This is a genomic window from Mucilaginibacter paludis DSM 18603 (genome assembly GCF_000166195.2).
Classification (GTDB): Bacteria; Bacteroidota; Bacteroidia; order Sphingobacteriales; family Sphingobacteriaceae; genus Mucilaginibacter; species Mucilaginibacter paludis.
In genome coordinates, this window is sequence record NZ_CM001403.1 from 3,063,820 (window position 1) to 3,090,281 (window position 26,462).

18 protein-coding genes are annotated in these 26,462 nt (G+C 44.9%); 2 read left to right on the plus strand and 16 right to left on the minus strand.

The window, feature by feature from the left end; genetic code table 11:
• Nucleotides 1-20: 20 nt before the first annotated feature.
• From MUCPA_RS12885 to MUCPA_RS12910, 6 genes are all read right to left on the minus strand, one after another.
• Nucleotides 21-875 (minus strand): sugar phosphate isomerase/epimerase family protein, encoded by an 855-nt coding sequence (locus MUCPA_RS12885; RefSeq protein ID WP_008506882.1) that lies wholly within the window; start codon nt 873-875, stop codon nt 21-23.
• Between the two features lie 16 nt (nt 876-891).
• Nucleotides 892-2,289 carry a carbohydrate porin gene (locus tag MUCPA_RS12890; RefSeq protein WP_217220483.1) on the minus strand — a complete coding sequence of 466 codons (1,398 nt, stop codon included), beginning with the start codon at nt 2,287-2,289 and terminating at the stop codon, nt 892-894.
• 81 nt (nt 2,290-2,370) lie between these two features.
• Complete coding sequence (gene fucP / locus MUCPA_RS12895; RefSeq protein WP_008506886.1) at nt 2,371-3,687, minus strand: L-fucose:H+ symporter permease; 1,317 nt, start codon at nt 3,685-3,687, stop codon at nt 2,371-2,373.
• A 47-nt stretch (nt 3,688-3,734) separates the two neighbouring features.
• Nucleotides 3,735-4,658, minus strand: coding sequence for a carbohydrate kinase family protein (locus MUCPA_RS12900; protein ID WP_008506887.1), 924 nt, complete (start codon nt 4,656-4,658; stop codon nt 3,735-3,737).
• Between the two features lie 44 nt (nt 4,659-4,702).
• The gene (locus MUCPA_RS12905) at nt 4,703-5,728 is read right to left on the minus strand and encodes a LacI family DNA-binding transcriptional regulator (protein ID WP_008506889.1); all 1,026 of its coding nucleotides are present in this window, start codon (nt 5,726-5,728) and stop codon (nt 4,703-4,705) included.
• Nucleotides 5,729-6,160: 432 nt separating this feature from the next.
• On the minus strand, nt 6,161-6,481 hold the full coding sequence (locus MUCPA_RS12910; RefSeq protein WP_217220485.1) for a type II toxin-antitoxin system death-on-curing family toxin: 321 nt from the start codon (nt 6,479-6,481) through the stop codon (nt 6,161-6,163).
• Nucleotides 6,482-6,487: 6 nt separating this feature from the next.
• Between MUCPA_RS12910 and MUCPA_RS12915 the strand changes: the two genes are divergently transcribed.
• Nucleotides 6,488-7,720, plus strand: coding sequence for an IS256 family transposase (locus tag MUCPA_RS12915; RefSeq protein WP_008504193.1), 1,233 nt, complete (start codon nt 6,488-6,490; stop codon nt 7,718-7,720).
• A gap of 68 nt (nt 7,721-7,788) precedes the next feature.
• Here the strand turns inward: MUCPA_RS12915 and MUCPA_RS12920 are convergent, their stop codons facing one another.
• The 10 genes from MUCPA_RS12920 to MUCPA_RS12965 form a co-directional block, all read right to left on the minus strand.
• Nucleotides 7,789-8,559, minus strand: coding sequence for a virulence RhuM family protein (locus MUCPA_RS12920; RefSeq protein WP_050982099.1), 771 nt, complete (start codon nt 8,557-8,559; stop codon nt 7,789-7,791).
• A gap of 384 nt (nt 8,560-8,943) precedes the next feature.
• Nucleotides 8,944-11,769, minus strand: coding sequence for a carboxypeptidase-like regulatory domain-containing protein (locus tag MUCPA_RS12925; RefSeq protein WP_008506891.1), 2,826 nt, complete (start codon nt 11,767-11,769; stop codon nt 8,944-8,946).
• A 985-nt stretch (nt 11,770-12,754) separates the two neighbouring features.
• The gene (locus MUCPA_RS12930) at nt 12,755-14,413 is read right to left on the minus strand and encodes a glycoside hydrolase family 43 protein (protein WP_083839332.1); all 1,659 of its coding nucleotides are present in this window, start codon (nt 14,411-14,413) and stop codon (nt 12,755-12,757) included.
• Nucleotides 14,414-14,490: 77 nt separating this feature from the next.
• A complete protein-coding gene (locus tag MUCPA_RS12935) occupies nt 14,491-15,492 on the minus strand; it encodes a pectinesterase family protein (RefSeq protein ID WP_008506893.1) in 1,002 nt (333 codons plus the stop codon).
• 7 nt (nt 15,493-15,499) lie between these two features.
• Nucleotides 15,500-17,137, minus strand: a complete 1,638-nt coding sequence (locus tag MUCPA_RS12940) for a glycoside hydrolase family 28 protein (RefSeq protein WP_008506894.1) — start codon at nt 17,135-17,137, stop codon at nt 15,500-15,502.
• Nucleotides 17,138-17,165: 28 nt separating this feature from the next.
• Nucleotides 17,166-18,131 carry a pectinesterase family protein gene (locus tag MUCPA_RS12945; RefSeq protein WP_008506896.1) on the minus strand — a complete coding sequence of 322 codons (966 nt, stop codon included), beginning with the start codon at nt 18,129-18,131 and terminating at the stop codon, nt 17,166-17,168.
• Nucleotides 18,128-18,931, minus strand: coding sequence for a rhamnogalacturonan acetylesterase (locus MUCPA_RS12950; RefSeq protein ID WP_008506898.1), 804 nt, complete (start codon nt 18,929-18,931; stop codon nt 18,128-18,130). The genes MUCPA_RS12945 and MUCPA_RS12950 overlap by 4 nt, the downstream gene beginning before the upstream one ends.
• Before the next feature lies 1 nt (nt 18,932).
• Entirely contained in the window at nt 18,933-19,706 is a 774-nt protein-coding gene (locus MUCPA_RS12955) for a rhamnogalacturonan acetylesterase (RefSeq protein ID WP_008506900.1), read from the minus strand.
• Between the two features lie 88 nt (nt 19,707-19,794).
• Nucleotides 19,795-21,606, minus strand: coding sequence for a RagB/SusD family nutrient uptake outer membrane protein (locus tag MUCPA_RS12960; protein WP_040625909.1), 1,812 nt, complete (start codon nt 21,604-21,606; stop codon nt 19,795-19,797).
• 20 nt (nt 21,607-21,626) lie between these two features.
• Nucleotides 21,627-24,890 carry a SusC/RagA family TonB-linked outer membrane protein gene (locus MUCPA_RS12965; protein WP_008506904.1) on the minus strand — a complete coding sequence of 1,088 codons (3,264 nt, stop codon included), beginning with the start codon at nt 24,888-24,890 and terminating at the stop codon, nt 21,627-21,629.
• Between the two features lie 439 nt (nt 24,891-25,329).
• Between MUCPA_RS12965 and MUCPA_RS12970 the strand changes: the two genes are divergently transcribed.
• Nucleotides 25,330-26,373 carry a LacI family DNA-binding transcriptional regulator gene (locus tag MUCPA_RS12970; RefSeq protein WP_008506906.1) on the plus strand — a complete coding sequence of 348 codons (1,044 nt, stop codon included), beginning with the start codon at nt 25,330-25,332 and terminating at the stop codon, nt 26,371-26,373.
• The last annotated feature ends 89 nt before the right edge of the window (nt 26,374-26,462 follow it).

Genomic DNA, 26,462 nt, shown 5'->3' on the forward strand with positions numbered 1-26,462 from the left:
CGGCTGGCCGGGTCCAGTACCTATAATAGCCCATCCATAGCGGCCTTCTCTTTCATAAATGCCAGGCTGTCTTTGGCCAGATCTTCGGCATTGTAAGGCGATTTCCGCCACAGGGATACAGCCTCGGCCATGCCGGGTATCGATGACGAAAAGTTCTCGAGCACCAGCGCCCCAGTGTAGTTGATGGCTGCCAGTCCGCTAAACAGGTCGTCCCAGCGCACATTGCCTTCGCCCAGCATACCTCGGTCGCTTTCTGTTATGTGCAGGTGCTTCAGCAAATCTCCTGCTTTAATCACGGGTTCGTAAAATCCATTCTCTTCTATATTCATGTGGAAGGTATCGAGGTGCAGGCCCAGGTTGGGTGCATTTACCCTGGCAATGATTCTCAACACATCCGAAGCCGCTGTACACACATAGCTCTCGTAACGGTTAATCGGCTCTACACCGATGGTGATGCCGAGTGTTTGGGCATAACCGGCACATTCGGCCCAAACTTCGCAAACCCGGTTTTCTTCCTCCAGCGTGAGCGGATGGCCCGAGAATACGCCGATGCCGCCATGCAGCACTCCGCCTAAAAAGCTGGCGTCGAGCGCGGCTGTTTTCTCCAGGGCTTTTTTGATCAGCTCTGCTGCCGCTTTGGGGTAGAATGGAATATGGGCAAAGGCCGGCAGGTTGAGCGAGCAAACCACACCTAACTGATGCTTGCGGAGCTGTTGCTTAACCGTATCCGCATCCAGCTCCATTGATGGTGGAAGCAATATTTCCAGCAGGTCGAATCCCGCGGCTGCGGTCTTCATAATCGCGTAGTTGCCGCTCTCAGCCGTCCACGACGGTAATGCCCACGATAGTAGCGAGGCTCCAAATTGTGTTTTCATCGTTGTAATATAAGGTTTAAAAAATCCACCATTCTGTTCTTACTCCAAAATACGTGCCCCATCTTTGGTTGCCTGCCTGTTGCAAAAAATCCGAGTACCCGTTTTCGGCGGCATAATGGTTATAGCGGGCAAATGAGCAAATCAGCCTGATATGCGGGCGTGCCCAGACGCTGCGTTCGGCGGTTGGAACGATGGTTGGAGCGATGATGAACTTCCACATCTGCGCATCGGGGTTCTGGCCATCCTGCCTCTGGGCATAGTGCAATTCGGTAATCAGGTGAAACCAGTTAGTGAGGTAGGTAATGCCCCGTGCCCCGGTTACAAAATCTGTTTTATAGTTCGGTATCAGCCGTCCGTAATAATCCAGGGCCTCGTTTATTGATGTGCCGCCACCCTTGCTTTGGATATATACCGCGTAGCCGTTCAAGCTGAACTTATTGGAGCAGTTGAGCAAAAAATGTTCGACCGCGGTAAATGAGTAAGCACCGGTATAAAGCCCGGTTATGGGATCTGGTGCGCCATAAGTACGCCAGGTTTGCGTGTTGCCGTTATCGCCGCCGTTAGCCACACCTGTGCCGTAACGTATGGCGAATTGATTAAACGAACCTTTTTGTTCGGTTTTAATGTCGTGCGACCATTTTATCCCCGCAACCCAGCCCTTATCTTCGGGGTAGTAAGGGGTTGCCCTGGCGGCAGATCCGGCAACGAGATGAAATTCGCCCAAAAGTTTAATATCGTTCCCCGGCCATTTACGGATATTGTGTTCCAAAACAAAGATCTCGCGCTGGCGGTAAGTGAGTGATTTTTTTCCGGAGATGATATTCTCATACGAATAGGGTAATATGCCAGATGAGGAGGTATCGATAGCCGCAGGAAAAAACATGGAGAAGGACGTGTTTTTGTATTTAACGCCAAAGCCCTGCGAAGAGTGATCGTCAAAATAAAAATAATCGCAAATATGGATGTCGTCATAACGCATATACCTTGCCCCGGCCCAAACGCTCCAATGGCTGCCAACAATGTTGCTCGCTTCAACAAAAGCCTCGGGCAGGCTGCTTACCATACCACCGATAGAGCTTGAATTCACGTTGCCCAAAAAGGTGCCATTGGTGGAGTAAAAGGCCAGCCTGGCCTGGAAATCAATCCGGGTGCTATCCTTATTGGCATTTACCGGCGTAAAGTGGAAGGAGGGCAAAAGATCTATATAGTCTCCCTGCTCAAGCCTGCTGCCCAACGATCCCTGCCCGGTAAGGTTTAGCTGCCGGCCAGTGTGCCCAGGTATGGAGGGCGATATGCCCGAGCCTATCCGCCCGGTGGTCCCCATGGAGAAAGACTGGTTGGTGATGACTATTTGCGCGTGTGCCATGCACGCCATAAAGCAAAAGCTAATCAATAAAAGGTATCGTTTCATCATCAAAAATGGTTTCGGTTAAAGCAAAGCGGTGGCTAAACAGGCTTTTTTGTTCAGCCTGTTCAGCCATTCAACGCGTTAAGTTTACGCTGTTTTTTTATACCCTTTTAAGCCATAAAAGGCAACAACGGCAAATGCCAGCAACGGTATCGCCATAGCAGTGGTTATGCCGGTAACATCGGATAGTTTACCCATCAGCGCCGTTAGCACGGCACCACCGATAATAGCCATTACAATTACCGACGACCCAAGTTTTGCCTGGCGGCCAAGGCCACTAATGCCAAGCGTAAAAATAGTGGGGTACATAATGGACATAAAAAAACTGGTGAGCACCAGGGCCCAAAGCCCAATGGTACCCGGTAAAAGTACCGCTAAGGCTACCAAAAGCATGCTGGCTATGGCGTATATGGCCAGTAGCAGGTGATCCTTCACTTTTTTTAGTAGCGCAGTCCCCACAAACCGGCCAGCGGTGAATATAACCAGCGAAATGATGAGGTAATTAGCGGCTGCCTTTTCGGGAGTGCCGGGCAGGTTATGCTGGATATACCTGATCAGGAAGCTCCAGATACATACTTGCCCGCCTACATAAAAAAACTGCGCCAGTACGGCCAGCCTGAAGTGCCTGATCTTTAATATACCGAACTTGCCTTCGCCTGATTTTGCGTTTTCGCTTTCCTCCTCCTCGTCCTTAACTACCGGGAAACGGGTTAGCAGCACAAGCACGGCAAACAATATCACCACGATGCCGATACACAGATAAGGGATTTTTACCGCCGAAGATTCAGATAAATAATAGGCTTTAAGGGCTTGCGGTGTCATCCGGGCCAAGGTTTCCTTTGAGTGCTCGATGCCCGAAAATATAAACTGTTGCCCCACAACAATGCCAGTAACACAACCTATCGGGTTAAAAGCCTGTGCCAGATTCAGCCTGAAGCTTGCCGTTTCGGGCGTGCCTAAAACCGATACATAAGGGTTGGCCGCTGTTTCCAGGAAAGCCAAACCACTCGCGATGACGAACAAGGCGAACAGAAAAAAGCCGTAAGTACCACTATCAGCCGCAGGCACAAAAAGAAAGGCTCCGGCAGCATAAAGAACCAAGCCTATTACAATGCCAGTTTTGTAGCTAAAGCGGCGCATCACATAAGCCGCGGGTAAGGCCAGCACAAAATAGCCGAGGTAAAATGCCGACTGAACGAGGCCTGACTGGAAATCAGAAAGTTCGAACGCTTTTTTGAACTGCCGGATAAGGATGTCGTTGAGGTTGTTAGCCATACCCCAAAGGAAAAACAGGCAGGTAATCAGTATAAGCGGGAAAATATAAAATTTTGTACCCGATAGGCTTGCGTTGGTGGGTTGCAGGGGGCGGATTTTTGTTTCCGCTGCCCCAGACATCATTGCCATATATAAATTGATTAAGGTTAAGTAATTGATTATTGGGTTTGGTTTTTTTAAGCTGTTTTATCAAATGGAGCCTGCGGAAGGTTCTGCTGTTTGAATTTTTCGAAATCCTCCAATTGGTACGGAGGGCAAGCGCCACTCCTGGTGGTTATAAACGCCCCCATTGCAGCAGCGTTGTACAGCGCCTCGGCGACGGATGCATTACTTGCCCTGGCCGCAAGATATCCGGCCAAAAACGAATCGCCGCTACCTACGGTATCATTAACCGTTACGGTAATGGCATCGCAAGGTGTGGCTATGCCCTTGCTGTAATGTATAGCGCCACGGCTACCTTTGGTAAGCAATATTTCGTCGGTATTAAATTTTTCTTTCAGAAAACGGAGGCTCTCCTCTTCGGATATGTATGGCTTGTTATAGATGTCTAATATTTCTCTCAGCTCGGCTTTGTTAAGCTTTACCAAATTGGCTTTACTAATTAAGTAGGAAAGGAGTTCGGGATTATAAAACGGAGGCCTGAGGTTGATATCGAATACTTTAAAAGGTGCAGCCTCAATAAGCCGGCAAAGGGTATTTCTTGAGGTTTCGTTACGTGCCGACAGGCTGCCATATACAAATGCGTCGGACGAGCGTACCAGGGCATCATTTTCGGGTGTCCAGGCTATATTGTCCCAGGCTACATCTTCAACTATTTGATAATGTGCTTCGTTTTTTTCGTCGATGGTAGCCATTACGGTTCCCGTCGGGATGTTGTGGTACCGCTGGCATTCATCCAGGGGAATATTCCAGTCCTTTATTTGGGCCAGCAGCCGGTCGCCCAACTCGTCGTAACCAACGGCGCTAATGATGCGGCTGTCAATTCCTTGCTTTTTTAAATTATAAGTCACATTAAAGGGGGCTCCACCTGCCTTTTCTCCGTCAGGGAAAATATCCCATAAAACTTCGCCGTAGCAAACTATTTTAGGTTGATTCATCATAATTGGTCTTGTTTAAACGTTTAAACAATATGTTAAATAAAAATTTATTTGTTTTTGGAGTTAGCAAATGAGACCGACTCGCCGGTAACGAACACAGTTTCTAACATCAGCTGTACCGGCGCCGCAGACATCTCGCCAAGCTGATCGAGCAGCAGTTTTACCGCCGTCTGCCCCATATTTTCCAATGGCTGTCGTATCAAGGTTAACGCTACCGGGAAAAATTCAAATGCCTCGCTGTCATCAAACATCACAACGGATACATCCTCAGGAACGTGCAATTGATAAGCGTTTAGATAACGCAGGCCCGCTACACCCAGTTTGTTGCTGGTAAAGAATATGGCATCCACCCGCTCATTTTTGAGTTGCGCTATGCACATACGCATATCGCTCTCCACTTCCTGAGCCTTTACCGCAACCGTAATCATTTGTGATTGCTTAAACCCGGCATTAACGAGCGCTTCGTTGGCACCTCTCACACGTTCTTGCAAGTGATACAGCGAGGTATCATAAGCAACAATGCCAATCCTTTGCTTACCCGAACGAGCCAGATATTGAGCGGCTTTGTAGGATGCATCATAGTTATCTACCGTTACACTATGAACCGCCATGCCCGGAAAGAGCCTGTCAATTAACACCAATGGGATATTTTGCTCGTGTAAAGCCTTGATCGTATCTTCTGTGCCCTCGGCGGCGGCTATAATAAAGCCATCAACCTGACGGTCGCGGAAGTTATTGATGAGTTTTTCCGACTTTTCTTTGCTTTCGTCCGAACTGCCAATAATCAAGGTATAGCCCGCCCGCTCGGCCTCATCACTGATGATGCGTGCCAGGGCCGACGAAAATGGGTTGGCTATATCTGCAACAATCAGGCCGATGCTAAACGTCCGGTTTCGCTTCAGGCTTTGCGCAAGCTGGTTAGGGCGATAGCCCAGCTCTTTCACAGCCGCTCTGATCCGTTGTTCGGCATCCTTACTAATGCGGCCAACTTTCTGATTATTTAACACATAAGAAACCAAGGCGGTAGATACACCTGCCCTTAAAGCCACATCGCGAAGTAAAACCTTTGTCATGATGGTTAGTCCCTTGGTTAATTAAAGTAAATCTAATTTGTTTAAACGATTAAACAAATTAGATTTAAACATTTGATAAAAATTCAATGTTTTTGGGGCGATAAGTATAATTTATTTAATCAAACGCCTTTTTTTATTAAAATATGGTATTGTTTTGTGGGATTTAATGAAGAGGAATAGGATTATTGGGGTGGATAATATGGTGTGATTGGGCGATGTTTTGCTTGTGTTTAAGTGAAACGGGAGGTTGAATTGGGTTGAAATTCAGCTGATTGCCGGGGTGATTAACGTTGTTACAGGAAGGTTTATTTTATAGAATTCGTTAAACTGGCTTGGGCGGAACGCGCGATACGCGCGCACCAGGTGGGGATTCAAGTTTTTAACTTTTGATTTTAAATCCAAAAGCTATCTTAGAATCTGTTTTAAATCACGTTAGTTTTTGGGATTGATAAGGTTAACGACGACTTTAACCATTATATCTTTCTCATCCGACCTACTTTCTGCAATCATTAAGGTTAGTGCAACTAAAGCATTATCTGCAATTCTTTTCGAGCCATCTTCGCGATACAGGATACCATTCTTTTCCATGAACCAAACGAATAAATAGGCAGCAATCCGCTTATTGCCATCAGAAAATGAATGGTTTTTGACCACAAAGTATAACAGGTTTGCTGCTTTATCTTCAATGGTAGGAGAGACTGTAAAATGAACTGTGTCAGTTAAAAATTTGGATAGAATTTTTAACTTAGACATAGTAGAATGAACAAAAACAACAATTTCGATTTTGAAAGTTTCAAACGAGAGGCGATCAAGGGGATGTACGCTGGTAAACCCCTTAACGGAGAAAAGGGCATCTTTGCGCCTTTACTGAAACATTTTTTAGAAGCAGCGCTTGAGGGCGAGCTAGAAACCCATCTACAGGAAGAAAAAGCCGCAGGCTTATCCAATCGCCTTAATGGTAAAATCACGAAACGAGTTAAGAGCCTTTCGGGCGAATTTGATCTGCAAAGCAACCGGGACCGGTCTGGCAGCTTTGAACCTGTAGTGTTACCAAAGCGACAAGTGATTATAACCGAAGAACTGGAAGAGAAGGTAATCGGCTTGTATGGGCTTGGCCTGAGCACACGGGATATTTCCAAACATATCATGGAAATATATCAAATGGATATCTCTGCAACTACCTTATCCTCTATTACAGACAAAGTTATCCCAGCCATGAACGAATGGCGGCAGCGGCCACTGGAATCGGTTTATGCATTTGTATACCTGGACTGTATGCACTATAAAGTACGTGAAGGCAACGGCGTAATTACCAGGGCTGTTTACAATATTCTTGGTGTTTCCCTTCGTGGGCAAAAGGATCTGTTAGGCATGTATTTATCAGAAAGCGAAGGCGCTAAGTTCTGGCTATCGGTTTTGACCGATCTAAAGAACCGTGGTTTGCAGGATATGCTAATTGCATGCATAGATGGTTTAAAAGGCTTTCCCGAGGCCATAGCAGCCATCTTTCCAAAAACGGAGATACAGACCTGCGTTGTTCATCAGATCCGTAATAGCTTGCGCTATATTGCCGAGAAAGACAAGAAGAAATTCATGGCTGATCTTAAGCCGGTTTACCAAGCCATTAATAAAGAACAGGGCTACGAAAATCTGATTTCCCTGGATGAAAAATGGGCTAAAAAGTATCCGGTTCCGGTCGGGTCGTGGTACAATAACTGGGAAAACCTGTCAACTTTTTTTAAGTATGATGCACACATTCGCAGAGTGATCTACACAACTAACGCGGTTGAGGGCTTTCACCGCCAGGTACGCAAAGTAACTAAAACAAAGGGCGCATTCACATCAGATACAGCCTTGTTAAAGCTGGTATATCTGGTAGTCCAGAATATCTCTGAGAAATGGACAATGCCAATGCACAACTGGAGTTTGACTTTATCTCAACTTTACATTATGTTTGGCGATAGGATAGCTGGTCACCTAAATAACGGATAGATGTTGAAATGTGGGAAACTGAAGGAGTTTCCCACATTTCAACATCTTAAACAATAACAAGTTTATTTTTAGTTGACACAGTTTAGTTTACACTCCCTGGTAGGATAAAATTCTACGCCGCCAAAAGATTGGTAGATCGTTCCTATAGAACCTTTAAACGAATCATCTTTCTCGTTGCCAAACAAAGAACTTCCCCCAAACTTATCTTTCAAGTATTTTATCGCCTGAATAGCATCATCATAAGTAGCCACAAATAATTGATTATCTTGTGTCCCCTCAAGTACTAATTGCTGATGATCATACCTATCTAATATATCTAAAGCATAACTGTAATCTGTTACTACTTTTAGTAGGCCATTAGCCTCATCCGTTGTAAGTTCTTCTTTGTTTTTTAGTACTTTAGCAAGTAATCCTACTATTTGCTTTAGTTCTTCCAAATGTTCAGTTTTCTCCTTAAGCTTTCGTTCATTAATCGCATAGCCTTTCTTTAGATAGGTTTTTAGAATAGCATTTGCCCATATCCTAAATTGTGTTCCTCTTTGTGATCTTACTCTGTAACCTACTGATATAATTACATCTAAGTTATATGTCCTTAACTTTCTTACTACTCTTCTACCTGCTTCTTCTTGAACTACCGAGGATTCCTCGGTAGTTGCTCCTGCATCTAATTCCCCTTCTCTAAATATATTTCTAATGTGTAGACCTATTGTATCTGCATCTTTACCAAATAACTCTGACATCTGACGCTGGGTAAGCCAAACTGTTTCTTCAGCAATTTGTACATCTATTTTTGCATCGCTACCTGTTAATTGATATATAATAATTTGATCATTGTTCATAAAATTAAAATTAAGTGTTTTTATCGAGCTTATCCTATTTCAAGAAGCCAATTTGGCACCTTGAAATGTTTGTAATAAGTTGGTGTTCCCCATCGCTGGTGCGCGCGTGTCGCGCGTTCCGCAATATGTCCAAAACCTTTTAAGTGAGCAGGATACTGAATTAAGTTGAAATTCCGCCGGTTGACGGTATGATTAACAACATTGCCGGGAAGTTCCTTGGGGGAACACGCGACACGCGCGCACCAGCGTTGGATATGCTCGGCTGCTTGGGCCTGTTCGTTAATGCATTATACTTCAGGTGGGGCGAATCTAAAAAGCAAAAGCCGTTACCGGCAGAGCCTTAACAGCACTACCGGTAACGGCTTGTAAGTTCCTTATACTTCCCTAATGCGTATTAGCCCCGATAGTAATCTGCTTGGTTTGATAACCCACTCTGCCCCGCATATCGCTGCCTTCAAACATAATGGTATAATGGGTAGGCTTATCGGCAGCATAAAATGATACAGTTGATGTGCCGTTTTTATCGGTAACTACATTAGGTTCCCAGTGGATGGTAGAGCGCAGGTCGGCAAAGTTTTTCAGGTTATCCTTTACGGGATAACGCGGGCGGTAAAACTGTTTATACTCGGCAAGCGGTAGCGGCTTGTACAGGTAAATACCATTGGCGCGTTGGATGAAGGGCCCATTGCCTGCCCGGGTAGTAATTTCAAGGTAGGCGAAATCAGACCCGCGCGGGCCTGTCGGTGTGGCAGCCAGCAGATCGTCGGTATTGGTTAGGTTGACTACATTATACCGGCCATTGTTGCTGTAAATCACTTCTACGCCCAAAATATCTTCGGCAGATATATAGTCCAGGTATTGTTTTTGATATTCATAATGCTCGTTGGGTTGTCCGCCGAAGGGTTCATAAAACCGGTCGAGGTCTACGCCGTCAAACACAAATCTTACCCTTTTATCCTTGATAAAATACTCCAGGTTCATGTTCTTGGCACTGTCTTTATGAAAGCTGGAGTGAAAGTTTTTTATTTTACTTGATAACACATCCAACAGGCTCACCCTCCCGGCGTTTACCAACACATCTTCGGTAAGCGTTTGGTCCGATTCGCCTGCGCCGTTTAAGTTCTGCGAGTTTTTAATCACGGCCCTGTCTTTAATATCAACCCCTCTAAGCAGCCTGCCCGTGGTGCCGTATAAGGCTTTATCTAAACTGGTATGATAGTTTTTGTTAGCCTTAACATAGTTTAAAACGGTTGTATCGGTATTTACATTCCAAGGGTTTAAAAGCATCGGGGGCCCGGCACTTACCGGCAATTGGTTTTTCTCATCAACGCTGATTCCGCCATTAACTACCTTGCCCTTTGCGTTTCTGGCTGAGATGATGAAGGTGGCTTTATCAATTCTCGGGAATCTTTTAAACACAAACTTTCCTTCTTTATTGGTGGTGGTATCCATAAAAAAGTTTTGTGTACCTTTTGATAATAACATCACATTGGAGTTGCTAACCGGTTTATTAAACAAATTAGTTACCGTTCCTTTAACCATAAACTCGGTTTCGGCATCAAACGCAGGTTTTACGGGCTGGTTTATTTTTTTCAGATCATAGCCAACCCAGCCCTGTGTTAACAGCAGAGCATCCAGAGCCTTCCAGGCCTGCTCGTTTTGTTGAAAGTAATAGGTAGGATCTTCCACATATCCTTTCAGGTCCGAAGCCAGCAACAGGTGCGATAGGATATTATCATCAGAAGCGCTTTCGGGTTTCACCTGGTTATCATCCGTTACCGCCATCGAAAAACTACCTATTACCGGCTTTCCCTCTTCATCTTTTACAGTAATATGTACAGGGATACTATCACGCGACGCGAAAGATTGAGCATCTGTTTTAAGTTCTATTTTTAAGTTGTCGTTACGATTGACAAACGTAAGCCGTTCATTGATGGGCTGTTGAGCCTGGTTGAGCAGAATAAAATGCACCGTACCGGTTGGGAATAAGTTTTTAGGGATTCGGGTAGAGAAATAGTTATTGTTAAAGGCTATTGTTGCACCATAACATACCACTCCCCTGGCCATAGCCAACAAGTAATATTTATTAGCGGTTTGGTCGGTAGTGTTATAAACGGAAACCGACAGGGTATCCCGGTCAATGGCGTTCCGTACTCTTAAAACAATTCCTGTTTTTTCGGGAACAGGTAAGGGCGCCGTTTTTTTGAATCCGCCGGGTAAATTAATTTCGGCGGTATAAAGCTTACCTGGCTGGGCGGTGATATCAATAGTACCGATACCGTATCGAAGTGTATTGATGGCGGCTATCTCGTTATGGTCATTATCGTATACTGTTCCGCTTACGCTGATGCCCTTGCCCTCTTCACCAATAGCCTTAAAGCCGATGTGCGCCGGTATTCCGGTAACAAACTGACCGCTCTCGGGCATAAATTGTATATCCACGTCCTGGGGGCGGTTAACCATAATCGGGATCATCGCCTTGCGCGATTTATCCAGTTTATCCTGGGCAACAAGATTTAGATTTTTTAAGGCAGTTTGCGCGGGCAGGTTGAAATCTACATTCATGGTCCCATCGGCCGCTGTTTGGGCCGTATTGCGTAACAGCACTTTTTTGCCATTTACCACTTTGAGTTGCATATCGCGCATGCCTGCAGCCTTATCATCAAGACCTGCAAATTTTAATGATAATTTAACGTCATCCTTCCCCCCTGAAGATACTAAAGTGGGGTGCACATTCACCAGCCAGGTGTTTTCGCCCTGGTTATTGATGTAAAATGTTTGTTTAAAAAAATAATCATCACCGAAGTTGCGCATCCAGTTAGTATAGGCGCGAATGGTGTATGTACCCTCATGCACATAGCTTGCATCTAAAGGGATACTGCCCCAGGTAAGCCCAACGCCCACTGGAAAAACAAAGCGTTTAATAACTGCGCTGCTATCATTTAATAACTCTACATATAACCTGCTGCTTAGTGGCGAATAATTAATGGCCTCTGTTGTTAAATAAACCTTAAACCACAGGGTATCAGTGGTAGAATAATAAGGTTTATCAAAGTGCATAAACACTTTTTCGGTAGGCATGGCCGCGTTATAGGTGCTTATTTTGGATATGAGCGAATTGATGCCGCTAACCGGGGCCTGGGCCATTGCGCCCGTACAAACCAAACTAAAAAAGACAAAGAACCGGAACAGGAGTGACTTGGTAAACATGTTTTTCACAAATGAAGATTTACGGTTAGACAGGAAAACTAATAATGGTTTAATGATCTATTCTGTTTAAAGCTAAGTATTTATCTGTTTACACACAATAGGCCGACGCCCGACGGGCCAATCAACCTGAAGTTAATAGGATGAGTTATTGAGGGGCGAAAAGCACCTTGCTAAGTCGTGAGTACCTTACATGGAGTCAACTTGGGTGTTTTAACATATCATTATAGGTAATGGACCCGACCAACCGGAAAAAAAGAGGGAATGATGTATGGAACTTCGTGATCTAAAGTAGCGCACAAGTGCATAGAGGCCCGAACTGCGAGGCCGGGAGCTGGCCTCGCGGGGAGAAGGATCAGGGAGGATTGACGTTATTCACCTTTTGTTTGTTTTTTCAAGGTGTTCATGAATTCCGCATCAAAAAACACCTCGTACAGGGCCATGCCGCACGCCCTTCGACAGGCTCAGGAGGACAGCTTTCGCGCACAAAAAAAGGGCGCGTAATACTGGGTAAGGATCCGGACGGCCGGAAAAAACAGAGATGACGTTTGAAACTCGTGAATCTATTCGGCGCAAGGGGTAAAAGCGGGCAAAGGCCTGACTGCACGCCGGGCCGGGTTTGGCCTGTGGGCGGAAGATCGGGCAGTCTTGATTTTTTTGGTTACTTTTTGTATCAAGACAAAATTGCGATAGCAATCATTCACACCAAAAACAAACACAAGTGAATAACGAACAAGCTCTTCCGCGGCGATTGAGCGGGCCGATGTTATAAGTTAAGTACTACTGATTATTAATGCAAAATAAGCCTATTGACAATCAGCGTACCCTATATATTGTATACGTACCGCGCGCAAAAGGTCCCTCCCTCCGGTCGGGATGACATGGAGGTGATGTGTTGCGCACTAATAAATCAACAGCTTAATAAACCATCATTATAAGCAGATCCCGACAGCCGGAAAAAATAGACGCGGCATTACTGGTTGGATTTTTATTTAACCAACTCTACCCTAAACCAGTCGAAATCAGCATACCCAGAATCATTTGTTTGCGTAGTACGGGTGCAAAACAACCCTACTTTGGCACCAATCCAACGCCCAACCTCGGCCTGAAATTCCTGTCCGGCATCGGTATATTGCTGCCCGTCCAAACTGTAGCTAAACCGGCATTTGGCTCCTGCTGTTACCTTTACTCGGAAATAAACCGTGGGGGTAACCAGCTTCATCAAGGTTTCTGCCTTTTCCGGCTTTCCCTTTTCGGCATCTTTGCAATCAATATAAGTGAGGTAAATACCATCCTTTTTGCTTTGCAGGGTCAGGCCTGCATAGCTAAAGCCCATTACCACTAAACCGGCGCGCTCATTCTCTAATTTAGCATTTGGTTTAAACGTGAATTTGGTGGTGGCCATAAACTCGTCGGCCGGCATTTTTTGCAGCAGCACATTAGGCGCTTGCCAAAGGTTTTTTGCCGTGTCCGGCGATAGGTAACTGAACAATCGTAAATAGCCCAGGTTGGTTGTGGTATACCAGGTTGATTTAGGGTTAGCCATCCACTGCCATTGCAAACCGAGGCTGATACCGTTAAACTCGTCGGATTCCGGCGGGGTTTGGATGGGATAAACCCTGCCTACATTGGGCTTTTTATAAGTCAGTACCGGTTCCCCTTTCCCTGTGTGGTTCGGATCGGTGCCTATTACCGGCCAGTTGTTTATCCATTTCATAGGCTGCAAATGCATTACCCTGCCATAAGGCCCCTTATCCTGGAAATGCAAAAACCAATCTTCCCCGGTTTCTGTATCAACCCAGGCGCCCTGGTGCGGACCGTTAACCGCTGATTTACTCTGATCCATCACTACCCTGCGCTCATAAGGGCCATAGATATTTTCAGAACGCAGCACCAGCTGCCAACCGGTAGATACGCCGCCCGCAGGCGCAAAAATATAATAGTAGCCATTGCGCTTGTATAGTTTAGGCCCCTCAACGGTAGGGTCGGTATCGTGTCCGTCAAAAACCATCACCCCTTCATCAGTTACTTTGGTGCCATCCGCGTTAAGTTTATTGATGCTGATGATACTTTTAATACCGGCGCGGCTACCGGCCCAGCCATGTACCAGGTAAACGGCGCCATCCTCGTCCCACAAAGGGCAGGGGTCAATCAATCCTGATCCTCCGTAAACCAATGCGGGGTTAGTCCAAGGGCCCGCCGCGTTTTTGGCTTTAATTACATAAATGCCATAATCCGGATCGGGGTAATAAATGTAAAACTCGCCATTATGGTAACGGATGGCTGGCGCCCAAACACCATCGCCATGGCGTGGTTTGGCAAAATGATCAAAGGGTGGCTGCCTGAGTAAAGCATGGCCAATCAGCGTCCAGTTAACCAGATCCTTTGAGTGCAGTATCGGCAAACCGGGCATATCTTCAAAACTGGAGGATACCAGGTAAAAATCATCGCCTACGCGGATAGCATCCGGGTCGGAATAATCAGCATTTAATACTGGGTTTTTATAGGTTCCGTTTCCCTGATCGGCTACCCAAACCTTCGACACGTAATTCGTAGCCGATGGAATTGGCTTTGCCAATTTTTGCTGGGCTGTTGCCGCAAATGTAAAAACTGTACATGCTGCTACTAGGCATCTTTTGATCATCATTCGGAATATTTAACTCAATGAAATGTAAAAATGATTGTAAACCCAAAATACAAAAATCATTGTGCAAAATGTAATTGTTAATGATTTAAAGGGTCCCATGGCGTGTTACCTGCAAATATATTAGCAAGCGTGTACTCCTTAGCCTCCCTATCGGTTAGCCGATGCGCCCACTCTACCCTTTTTTTAGTATCTGCCCCGGGCCCTGTGTTTTTGTACTCGGCATAATAAGCCGTTTTAAATTTATCCGGAAACATGGCATCGCCCTTCCACGGGTTCCAGCCCTCAGGGGCGATATGACCGCCTATTTCCGTACGGATATAAACCGTTTTGGCATAAGAGCGCCACGGCCTGCCTAAGTAAGCCCGGTGAACCGATGTATCCGCTATCAGCTTACAATCAAAAAACACAAAGCCATATTTTTGCCTTGCGGTGGTTGATGCCGCTGTGGCGAAAGATGGGGTCAAGCTTTTGATGGTGCAGCTCTGAAACACGCAGGTGGCTTCGCCAAAAATGAAATCGGTAGTGCCTTCAATATAACAATTTTGATAGTACTGGCGGCTGTTTTCGTTGGATAGGTACAGCGTATCCTGGTTGCCCAAAAACCGGCAATTGATAAACTTACACCGGTCGGCCTCCACATCCAGTGCCACGGCCTGCCCAACCCGCCCCGCAGTGTTTTCTATAGTTAGATTTTCGGCAGTAAAATCATCGCCCTGCACCAATACAGTGTACGATGTATAAGTAGTAAACTCTGGTTTGCCAAAGGCATCCTTACCTCCGGGGTTGGGCTTACCCGAATAATCGTTGTTGGTAATCACCGTATTTACCTTATCCTCGCCAACTAAACTGATCTGTGTTTTCCAGGCCGGTATAACCAGTTTTTCGTGATAAATTCCTTTTTTGATATGGATAATCACGCGCTGGCCAAAGTCTCTTACCGAGTTAACTGCCTCCTGTATAGTTTTATAATTGCCGCTTCCATCGGGGGCCACGGTTAACTCTTTGGGGTAAACCGGACCCTGAGCTGTTAAACGGGCAAATACGAACAGCAATAAAGTAAAGAGCGATATCTTTTTCATTACCGTATTATTTTATCAGAGCCTTACTTTCAGCACCAGAAGTAAACTCAACTTTAGTTTTGGCATTCGATGTATTGGTATTGATCAGCTGGATCTGCGCCGATCTTTCGCCCTGGATGGTTAAAAGCTGCTCGGCATGGGTATATTTAATATTATCCAGTTTAATTTGTGTACTGTTCTCGATATTGATGAGCGGTTTGGTATTTTTGCTTTCGAGGGTGATGTTTTTCAGGCTGATGTTATTCGCTTCAATCAGTTCGGCACCTTTATCGGCCTTTAACACCATGTTTTCAAGATAAATGTTCTTGATACTCATCTCGGGCAGGCCGCGCACAAAAATCCCGGTTTCGGCACCGTTGCAGGCCACATTGCTCACATAAAAATTACGGAACTGTGGTGTAGCCTCGGTTACCGGCGGAAAGGTTTTTAAACCCAGCGTTGATCCGGCTTTCGACATGTAGTACATATCGAACAAAATAGCCTCGTGCAAAATATCACGCATGCTGATGTTTTTGATGTAGATATTTTCTACAATACCGCCCCGGCCCCTCGCGGTTTTAAAACGCAGGCCTATATCGGTACCTATAAAGGTACAATCGCTTACAAAGATATTCCTGGCACCGCCGCTCATTTCGCTGCCTATTACAAAGCCGCCATGGGCACGGTAAACAATATTGTTGCGCATTACTACATTCTCGGTTGGCACACCACGTTTACGGCCCTCTTCATCCCGGCCCGACTTAATGCAAAGACCATCGTCGCCCGCATCAAAAGTGCTGTTCTCCACCAATACGTTCCTGCACGATTCTACATCTATCGCATCGCCATTCTGCGCGTTCCAGGGGTTTCTTACATGCACATCCTGCAAGGTTAAATCTTCACACAACAAAGTATGAAGGCACCAGTTGGGCGAGTTCTGGAAAGTTGTGCCGCTTAGCAGGATCTTTTTGCAGCCTGTTAAAACCACCATATTGGGGCGGAAATAATCCTTATACTCTTCGTAATCGCTCAGGCTTTTTCCGGGTTTAAGCAAGCTTACATCCTTAATGGCATTGCCTTTAGCGTAACTCTGTGATGGGTACCAGCTTTTGCCGTTTTCGCTAACCACACCGCCCGATGCTACCAGTTCCTTCCATTCGCTTTCGGTGAGCCTGTCTTTGCCAATGGCACGCCATACCCCGGTGCCATTGCCATCAATAATACCGCCACCGGTAATAGCAATATTCACCAAATTGGTGCCCGATACCGGCGATTGATTACGCACCGCGGCGTGGCCCTCATAATTACCCTCTACCAAAGGGTACTGGCTTTTATCGTCGGTCATCTGCACCATGGCTGCACGGTCGATATGCAGGTTGACATTGCTTTTTAGTACGATAGGCCCCGTCATCCATAAACCTTGCGGAATCAATACTACACCGCCGCCGTTTTTGCTGCAGGCGTCAATAGCATTGTTGATGCTTTTGGTGTTTAGCGTAATGCCATCGGCAACGGCGCCGTATTTAATAATGTTGAAAGTATCTTTTTTAAACGTGGGAACTGCCGCCTTAGGCAAATTGCTCCAGGAGTATGGGCCTGCAGTTTGGGCTTGGGCACCCAGGCCGCATGCTGCTATACAAAAAGAAATAAACAGTAATTTTTTCATTAGATCTATTTATGATGAGTGATGTATGTTAATTGGTTAACCCAGGGTTCCAGTTATCTTTTCCGCCTAACACCGCTTTTAGGGTGAGCTTACCAGCTTCGGCAGGTGTTAACTGGTGCGACCACGATACCCTGCCCGATGCCGAAGCGCCGGGACCATAGTTTTGATATTCAAAGTACCGGGCGGTTTTAAAGCTTTCGGTTTTGTTCCAGTTCGACCAGCCTTCGGGCTTTATCTGCTGGCCCATGTAACAATGTATATAAGTTACCCAGGCGTAAGGTCGCCACGGCCTGCCTAAGGATACCGCATGCAGCGTACTGTCCCCGGTTAGGGTACAATCGTTAAACACATAACCGTAGGCATGGTTTTGTGGGGTTGAAGCGGCCGTAATATGCGAGTTTTTTTTGCTGTGGATGTGGCACTGCTCAAACCAGGCTGTTGCTGCACCAAAAATAAAATCGGTGGTACCTTCTATATAGCAATCCTTATAATACTGGCGGCTGTTTTCGCCGTTCATAAATAAAATATCCTGGTTCCCAATAAAACGGCAATTGGTAAATGCGGCCCTGTCGCCCCGTGCTTCAACGGCTACGGCCTGCCCGGCGGTAAAACCGGCATCGTTTCTAAAAGTAATGTTACTGGCGCTAAAGTTATCGGCCGCCACCAAAAAACTGTATGACGTCCGGGTGTTAATACTATCGCCCCTGGCGGATACCTTGCCGGGATGATCATCATAAGTAAGGATGGTATTAAACTTTGATTCGCCGGTTAAGGTGACAAAATTTTTGCCCGAATCGAGATGCAGTTTTTCTTTATATAAGCCGTTTTTTATATACACCACCAAAGGCTTTTTATTATTGAGCGGGATGGCATCAAGAGCTGCCTGCACGGTTTGATAGTTGCCGCTGCCATCCTGGGCAACGGTTAAACGCCTTTGCGCATTTGCCCCTGCAAAGCATGCCAGCGCAACGCTTATCAGCATAAACCTTTTCATTTTGCCTGGGGGTTAACGGTTGGCTTATTGTTGCCTTTTACAATATGATCGGCCAGGGCTATCTTTTTTTCCTTTAGGTCATTCAGGATAATTTGAGCCAGCATACGGGCGCCTGTTTCGTTAAAATGAGTATTATCTTTTCGTCCCAACGGGTAATTAGGGTGCTCGGCCGTATCCAGGTCCATAAACAGCATCTGCGTTTTAACCAGCCCCAATTGCTGAAACAGCTCACGGCTCTTTCTGTCCAGGTCAATTACCGCTACGTGGTATTGCTCACCTACTTCTAATACCGCCTTTGAGTATTCAACATGGGTTTCAAGCGCCTTGCCATCTTTATCAAAACTGCGGCGGCTTACCGGGGTAATCAGTATTGGGTTTGCCTTTTTTTTACGCGCATCGTTAATAAAGCCAACCAGGTAATTTTTATAATCGGGTACCGGTGTATATCGTTCCGGGTGCTGAGGTGTTTTAGCCTCATCGTTATGGCCGAACTGGATCATCACATAATCGCCTTCTTTCAGGCTGTCGGCTATAGGCCTCCAGCGGTTCTCGGCCACAAAGGTTTTAGTGCTGCGGCCACCCCTGGCGCAGTTATCAATACTAACGCCGCTATCAAAATAATCGGCAAAAGGCATTCCCCAGCCCGTTAGCGGGAGTTGTTTGCCTTTATACAAACACATCGTTGAATCGCCGATAAGGTATACCTTGATTTTGGGGGGCTCGGGCAAGCTGAACGACATCAGCAACAACAAACTTAAAACGGATAACCTGTTAAGCTTTTTTTTTAATAGATGTTGCATATTACTTGGTTACAGGTTTAACTTCGGGTTTCCATATTCTGGCGGCCAGTTCAAGCTTTAAACTTTTAATATCTGCCAAAACAATTTCGGCCATTTTGCGGGCACCTAATTCACTAAAATGGGTATCATCTATTTTGCCATCCGGGTAATTGGGGTTTTCGCCGGGAGCCAGGTGGTTATAATATAAGGTTGACGCATCCGGGCCTAATTTCTGCAATACTTCCTGGCTTTCCTTATCCAGGTCAATCAAAGGCACATGCTGTTCGGCGGCAACCTGGCGTACAATTTCAGCATATACGGCATGAGTTTCTTCAATGTTACCGGCGGCGTTAAATTTACGGCGGGCAACCGGCGTAATCAGCACCGGGATAGCTTTTTTATTTCTGGATTCGGTTACAAACTTAACCAGGTTCGTTTTAAAACCTTCCTCATTAATATAACTGCCTTTGGTGGGCACCTCATCGTTATGGCCAAACTGGATCAATACATAATCGCCTTCCTGCAAATCGCGTTCAACGGGTTCCCACAGCTTAGCGTTAATAAAGGTTTTGGTGCTGCGCCCATTTTGAGCACGGTTATCAACCGTAACCGTACTATCCCAGAAATAAACGAAGGGCATTCCCCAGCCTGTTTCAGGATAGGCTTTTACCTGCTTATTAGCCATGGTAGAATCGCCGATGAGGTAAACTTTGATATTATTTTGCTGACTGGCAGTGAAAGATACCAACGATAATAACAGCAAGGCGGGGATGATTTTAAACAGGGGTGATCTCATGGGACAGTTAACTTAAGACAGGTTTTATTTTGCCGATCTAAAATTAAAAAAAGGCCGCTTCAAAAAAGCGGCCTTTTATGTAATATTATCATTGATATCCGGGATTTTGCTGGCCCGAAAGTAAGGGATTAGCTTGCATTGTTGCCTGCGGGATGGGTAATAGCTCACCGTTATTAGGCGTAAAAAACTTAGCAACATAATCAATATAGGGTATGGTACCTGTATTGGTAAGCGAACTTACCCAACCTATTTTGGTATAACCGGTAGGTGTTGCTGATGGCGTAGGGGCATATAAAGAGTTGCTGTACACAATAGACTGCTGGCCGGTAAGATAGTACATGGATTGTGGCAGGTTATTATAAGGCGCCTGTTTGTTCATCATCAAAGTTAAATTTGCCCTTGTAGCTAAAATATTGGTGTAAAGTTTATTCCAGCGGATCAAATCATATTTACGTATTCCTTCGCCACCAAACTCGAACGACCTTTCGTTCATTATCGCGGTAAAAAACGCATCATAAGTGGTTGGTGTGGTTCCTATTAAAGCCGTGTTACCGCCAAAACCACGCGCACGTACCTGGTTAAAATATTGAATGCTGGTTGCACTTGGTTTCTGGTTAATTTCGTTATCCGCCTCGGCATACATCAGCAGGATATCCGAATAACGTAGTATAGGCCAGTTGATACCAAAATACTGTGAACCAGTGTAGGCCAGCCCAACAAATCCAGGATTAGTTATCCAGTCGCGTCTAAATTTGCCGGTAGTTAACGATACCAACTTTTGCAAAACTTTTGTGCCATCAATATTTACATAATAAGGCGCTACGGTTACATCGCGGCGGGTATCATTCTGATCAAACGCGTAAAAATAGGTTGGTAAAATATATATACTTGAATTACCGTAGCTGCTTGATCCGTTTACCAAACGCGGGCCATCATAATAACCCAGTTTACTGTCTGCAGTACCGCTTCCGCCAGCCATGGCAACTTCAAATAAAATTTCGCCGGTAGGGTCAAGCGTATGTGCATCCACATAATTTTTAAACAAGGCCTGGTAGCTCGAATTTAAGCCATGAGCATTACTTGCAATCACATCGGCACACTCGCTCAGGGCTATCTGGTAATATTTCAAATAGTCTGACCGGCGTTCCATTATTTTTGAATCGTTTCTTAAAGAATAGCCTCCTCTAAATAAAGCTATCCTCGCCCTCAACCCCTTTACCGCTCCTTTGGTAATACGCTCGTCTCTGGTAACCCCGGCATCCGTCCTCCAGGGTACCAATGGCTCGGCGGTAAGCAAGTCATCCAGGATATGATCATAAATTACATCGCGATTGGTTTTAGGAATGACCAATGTAGGCATATCGGCAGATGGGATAAACTGGGCGGGCATATCACCCCAGTTTCTGATGATTTCAAAATAAAACTGCGCCCTTAGTGTTAATACTTCGCCATACAATCTTTTCAACGTGGCCTGGTCGCTTGAGCTGCCATTGGTATATTGGCTCATTAATGGGATGTATTTAATACAAATGTTGGCTCTTTCAATGCCAGTATATAAGTTTTCGAGTGGTCCTTCTATCTGGCCGTTGGTTTGGGTGGCACCGTAGCGGGCAATATCCCTCCTGTCGCCATCGGGCGAAGTATTGCTTGATGCTCCAAGCATTTCATCATTATCGTAGGGAAAATACATGCTCAACCTGATACCGTAACCAGAATCGCCAGACAATCTTGCATAAACTCCCATTACCACATCGGTAGCCATAGCCACGTTACTGAACGCGGCGGCAGTTGAGAAAGCGGCAGCAGGCGTCTCAGTCAGGTATTTTTTACATGAACTTATCATGGATACTGTTGACGTAACAGCTATCATGAGCATGCTATATATTAATTTCTTTTTCATTTGAATCAAATTGATGGATGTTATAAACTTAGATTTACACCAAAAATGTACGACCTGCTGCGAGGGTAAGCCGCATAATCAACCCCAGGTGTAACACCGGTTGAACGCCTGGTATTTACATCAGGATCATAGCCGGAGTACCCTGTTATAATGCCGAGGTTATTTCCGGTGGCGTAAACTCTAAGCTTGCTTACTTTTATTTTTTTCAAAAATTGGTTTGCAAAGGTATATCCAATGGTTACGTTGTTTATACGTATAAATGAGGCGTCTTCCAGATAATCGGATGTTAAATAAAAGGCCGCGCTGCCTGTAACCGGAATAGAAGTTGTGGCGTTGGCGTTAATTGCTGCAAGTTGATCAAGAGGAACACCGGTGGCGTTCGCTATATTTTCAACCTGGTTGCCGTTAGCATCAATGGTTTTCCACCGGCCTGCTGCGCTGGCAAGTAAATTGGTATTTGATGTGTATCCGTTGGTAAACTCAATTTTATTAGCGTTAAATACTTTTCCACCTGCCTGAAAATTGAGGAAAACACTCATGTCAAAGTTTTTGTAGGTAAACTGTTGATTGAGGCCACCTGTAAATTTAGGATTGGTATTGCCCAACACGGTCCTGTCCGCGTCAGATAACACCGGGTTACCATTTGCATTGTAGGTAGGGTTAGCCGATGTAACTTTAAACTTAACCATTCCGGGCACTGGTGTTCCGATGATTTTAGAAGGGTCAACATAACCCGCGCCCGATTTCAGGGTATATTTTCTGGTGGCGGCATCGTAGGTAAAATCGTTGGTGGTGTAAAAACCATCGGCAACATAACCATAAGCAGTACCAACCGGCTGCCCTACCTTTACGATAAAATCGGCAGGCGTACCCGAAACTCCATAACCGGATGATTGCAGATAAAAATCCTGTCCGGATGCAAGCGCTAAAATTTTATTGGTATTGTAAGATATGTTAAAGTTGGCGGTCCAGTTAAAATTCTTTTTCCTGATCACTGTCGCATTAATCTGGGTTTCAATCCCTTGATTGGATGTTTTACCCACGTTTTGATACTGGGTTTGGTAACCGGAGCTTGTTGGGATATTAGCACTCAGTAACAGGTCTTTAGTTACGTTTCTGTAAGCATCAACAGATACCTGGATCCGGTCATTCAGTATCCCAAAATCCACGCCTATGTTTTTGGATACGGTGGTTTCCCACTTCAGGTCTAAGTTTGCCAGGGTTGCCGAACTAAAGCCTATGTTAGATGTATTTTCGTTTAAGGGATAGATGGCATTAGCGGCAAATGCGGTCTGGTAAAGATAGTCGTTGATCCGGTTATTACCCGATGTTCCATAGCTTAGTCTTAACTTAATGTTCGACAAGGCTTTAAAATCCTTCATAAAGTCTTCGTCGCTTACTTTCCATGCCAGCGAGCCTGATGGGAAATATCCCCAGCGGTTGCCATCGCTAAATTTTGATGAACCATCGGCCCTGATGGTGAATTGAGCCAGGTATTTTTTATCTAATGTATAATTTAACCTGGTAAAAAATGACAGTAAGTGATTGGTATAATTGGTGGGTACTGGGTTACCCGGAGATAAAATACCCAAATTAGGCTGATTGATAGCATCTGTGGCAGATATGCCATTGGGGTAAGTTTTATAAGTATAACTTAAGCCCTCGGCATGCTGGTTATAAAACTCGTTACCTAATACAACAGTGATATCGTGGTGTTTAGGATTGTTGGCCGCATTTGAAAAAGACAAAACGTTCGACAGATCTAAGGTATTTAAGTTTAAATTTGTGAGGGTTACAATAGGCAAACCGGCACCATTAATACGTGCATTGAATGTGATTACATCATCAAATGCATTTTGTTTCTGATCATTAAAATCTACACCAAGGGTGGACTTGAATGACAAGTATTTATTAAAGGTATAATTGGCATATCCATTTAAATTTGTTACCGTAGTGGTATTTTTCCGGTATTGGGCTGCCGAGTTTACAATTGGATTTAAGACACCCACATTATTACCCGCAGCGTTGGTTTCGGCCAGATAATTGGGATCAATCACATCATCGGGAATACCTGGAACATCAAACGGGCGATATTTTACGCTGTTTCTTAAATTATTGTAGGTGGAGCTCCCGGCATTTGATGTACCGGCTCCGTTTACCACCTGGTTGTTGTAGCGCACGTTGAAGCCGAACTTAAAATGATCGGTTGCAGTGTGATCAAACCTGAAACTTAACAAGTTACGGGAATAATCTGAATTAACCACAGTACCTGCCTGCTCATTATTAGTAAAACTCACATTAAATTGAGTGGTTTTTGTACCACCTGCTATACTGATATTATGTGTTTGCTGAAACCCGTGGCGGCCTAAAGCCTTTTTTTGCCAGTCAACAAAAGGTACGTTTTGATAGGCAGATAGGCCGCTGAACGTTGGGCCGTAGTCGGCGATAAAGCTTGTACTGTCAGAGGTGAAACGGTTTCTTTCGTACTGATAAACCACAAAATCATACGGGTTTAATACTTTAAGTTCCTTTGCTAAGGTATTAACGCCGACAAACCCGTTATAACTAACTGTTGTAGGCATTTCGTGGCCGCCCTTGGTTGTAATAATAACAACACCGTTGGCCCCACGTGCACCATATATGGAGGTTGATGCGGCGTCTTTCAGAACGTCAATTGATTCAATGTCTTGTGGAGATAACGACGACAGGCCATTTTCCACCTGCACGCCATTAATAATATACAGCGGCGAATTATCCTGGGTTATTGATCCTCCTCCACGAATCCGGATACGAACATCAGCATCAGGAGAGCCCTCAGATTTGGTTACCTGGACCCCGGCCAATCTGCCCGCCAAAGCCTCGCCTGCGGAGTTAATCGGGATATCCCGTAGCTGCTTTGCTGTAACCGATGAAACGGCGCCTGCCAAATCCCTGCGTTTAACTGTTGCAAAGCCGATAGCTACAACTTCGTTTAGTTCGACAGCATCGGTTTGAAGCGTAACTTTAATAGCAGAACGGCCAGCCAGGGCAATTTCCTGAGTTTTGTACCCTATAAAGCGTACTATTAAGGTGATATCGCCTTTGGAGGAAACCGATAGTTTAAATTTACCATCAACATCGGTTTGCGTTCCGTTCGACGTACCTTTTACTAAAACGGACGCACCAATTACGGGTTCATTGGTTCCGTTTTCAATTACGGTACCGGTAATTTGCCGGGTTTGGGCATTTGCTTTTACTAAAAGCAATGTAAATAACGCCGCAAAAAGAAGTAAAACTTTTCTCATTAATTTAAAATTTAGTTTATAAACAAAACGCATTCAAACATCAGCACAAGTGGTTAAGTTGAGCTTTAGAATATTAGGTTACAATTTATTTTTTAATAAAAATACCAGTTAATACAATTTTGCAATCGGTTGAATTATATCCAAAACAATTTGATTCCAGGGCTCAGATCCATCATTCATTTGGTCTTTGTAAGGTATAAAAACAACTCAGCCGTTACAGCTTAAGCCTAATTGGTTATTAATTATCGGGTTTGTTTAAATTGATAGCTCTAAATTATAGTTCTTGAATTGAATAAAACTGCAATGCATGCATAATTATTTGTGCAATCGTTCCCGGCAACGTTGCCGGGTTTATTTAAAAAATTGATATTATATTTGCCAGGCACGAATTTTGAGCTTTTAACCTTTTGTCCATATATTGAGTAGTTAAATAGAAAATATGTTTGAGCCTATAACCATAAAAGATATTGCAAAGGCACTCGGGCTTTCAACTTCTACAGTGTCGCGGGCATTAAGGGGCGGGTACGAAATAAGCGCTGAAACAAAAAAACTGGTGCTCGAATACGCCGAAAAAATAAACTACCATCCTAACCCGATAGCTTTGAGTTTGAAGGAGCGCCGCAGCCATTCTATAGGCGTGGTGGTGTGCGAGGTTGCCAACAATTACTTTTCGCAGGCTATTAATGGCATCGAATCCATTGCTTATAGCCGGGGCTATCACGTTATTATTACTCAAACACACGAATCAAGCGAGCGCGAGGTGGTAAACGTGCAACATTTGGCATCCCGCTCTGTAGACGGGTTGCTGATCTCGCTCTCATCAGAAACGCAGGATCTTTCGCATCTGAAATATTTACATGAAAAGGGGCTGCCTATGGTGTTTTTCGATAGGGTAACCAATGATATTGACACACACAAGGTAATTGCCAATAATTACGAAGGGGCATTTTCGGCCACTGAGCATTTAATTAAGGCGGGCTTCCGCCGCATAGGCCACCTAACCAGTTCGCCGCAACTGTCTATTAGTATAGAGCGGCTTGAGGGCTATAAGGCGGCACTGGCCAAGTACAAAATCCCTTTTAACCCTGACTATCTGCAAAACTGTATGCACGGGGGGATGATACAGGAGGAAGTTGAAGTGGCGGTTAAACGGTTGATTACTTTACCAGATCGCCCCGACTCTGTTTTTGTAGCAGGCGACAGGCTGAGTACAGGCTGTTTAATATCACTTAAAAAACACGGCTTAAAGGTACCGTCTGACATTTCTATGGCCGGGTTTACCAATTCGGATTATGCGGAACTGTTTAGTCCCGCGCTGACTACGGTACGCCAACCGGCTTTTAAAATAGGACAGATAGCCACCGAAATGCTTATCCAACTGATTGAAAGCAAATACCCGGTTACCGAATTTGAAACCAGGATGCTCGATACGGAGCTTTTCATACGCGAATCGTCGGAATTTGACGTTTCTGTAGAAAACTAACACTGCCGTATTATGATAGAGGATAGGTTAACTCACCTTTACTGGTACTCTATAAAAATAATAAAACCTGACCCTATACCTGATAGGGC

Coding starts and splice junctions, on each gene's coding strand:
- MUCPA_RS12885 (WP_008506882.1), bottom strand. CDS start 875: ATGAAAACACAATTTGGAGCCTCGCTACTATCGTGGGCATTACCGTCG.
- MUCPA_RS12890 (WP_217220483.1), bottom strand. CDS start 2,289: ATGATGAAACGATACCTTTTATTGATTAGCTTTTGCTTTATGGCGTGC.
- fucP (WP_008506886.1), bottom strand. CDS start 3,687: ATGGCAATGATGTCTGGGGCAGCGGAAACAAAAATCCGCCCCCTGCAA.
- MUCPA_RS12900 (WP_008506887.1), bottom strand. CDS start 4,658: ATGATGAATCAACCTAAAATAGTTTGCTACGGCGAAGTTTTATGGGAT.
- MUCPA_RS12905 (WP_008506889.1), bottom strand. CDS start 5,728: ATGACAAAGGTTTTACTTCGCGATGTGGCTTTAAGGGCAGGTGTATCT.
- MUCPA_RS12910 (WP_217220485.1), bottom strand. CDS start 6,481: ATGTCTAAGTTAAAAATTCTATCCAAATTTTTAACTGACACAGTTCAT.
- MUCPA_RS12915 (WP_008504193.1), top strand. CDS start 6,488: ATGAACAAAAACAACAATTTCGATTTTGAAAGTTTCAAACGAGAGGCG.
- MUCPA_RS12920 (WP_050982099.1), bottom strand. CDS start 8,559: ATGAACAATGATCAAATTATTATATATCAATTAACAGGTAGCGATGCA.
- MUCPA_RS12925 (WP_008506891.1), bottom strand. CDS start 11,769: ATGTTTACCAAGTCACTCCTGTTCCGGTTCTTTGTCTTTTTTAGTTTG.
- MUCPA_RS12930 (WP_083839332.1), bottom strand. CDS start 14,413: ATGATGATCAAAAGATGCCTAGTAGCAGCATGTACAGTTTTTACATTT.
- MUCPA_RS12935 (WP_008506893.1), bottom strand. CDS start 15,492: ATGAAAAAGATATCGCTCTTTACTTTATTGCTGTTCGTATTTGCCCGT.
- MUCPA_RS12940 (WP_008506894.1), bottom strand. CDS start 17,137: ATGAAAAAATTACTGTTTATTTCTTTTTGTATAGCAGCATGCGGCCTG.
- MUCPA_RS12945 (WP_008506896.1), bottom strand. CDS start 18,131: ATGAAAAGGTTTATGCTGATAAGCGTTGCGCTGGCATGCTTTGCAGGG.
- MUCPA_RS12950 (WP_008506898.1), bottom strand. CDS start 18,931: ATGCAACATCTATTAAAAAAAAAGCTTAACAGGTTATCCGTTTTAAGT.
- MUCPA_RS12955 (WP_008506900.1), bottom strand. CDS start 19,706: ATGAGATCACCCCTGTTTAAAATCATCCCCGCCTTGCTGTTATTATCG.
- MUCPA_RS12960 (WP_040625909.1), bottom strand. CDS start 21,606: ATGAAAAAGAAATTAATATATAGCATGCTCATGATAGCTGTTACGTCA.
- MUCPA_RS12965 (WP_008506904.1), bottom strand. CDS start 24,890: ATGAGAAAAGTTTTACTTCTTTTTGCGGCGTTATTTACATTGCTTTTA.
- MUCPA_RS12970 (WP_008506906.1), top strand. CDS start 25,330: ATGTTTGAGCCTATAACCATAAAAGATATTGCAAAGGCACTCGGGCTT.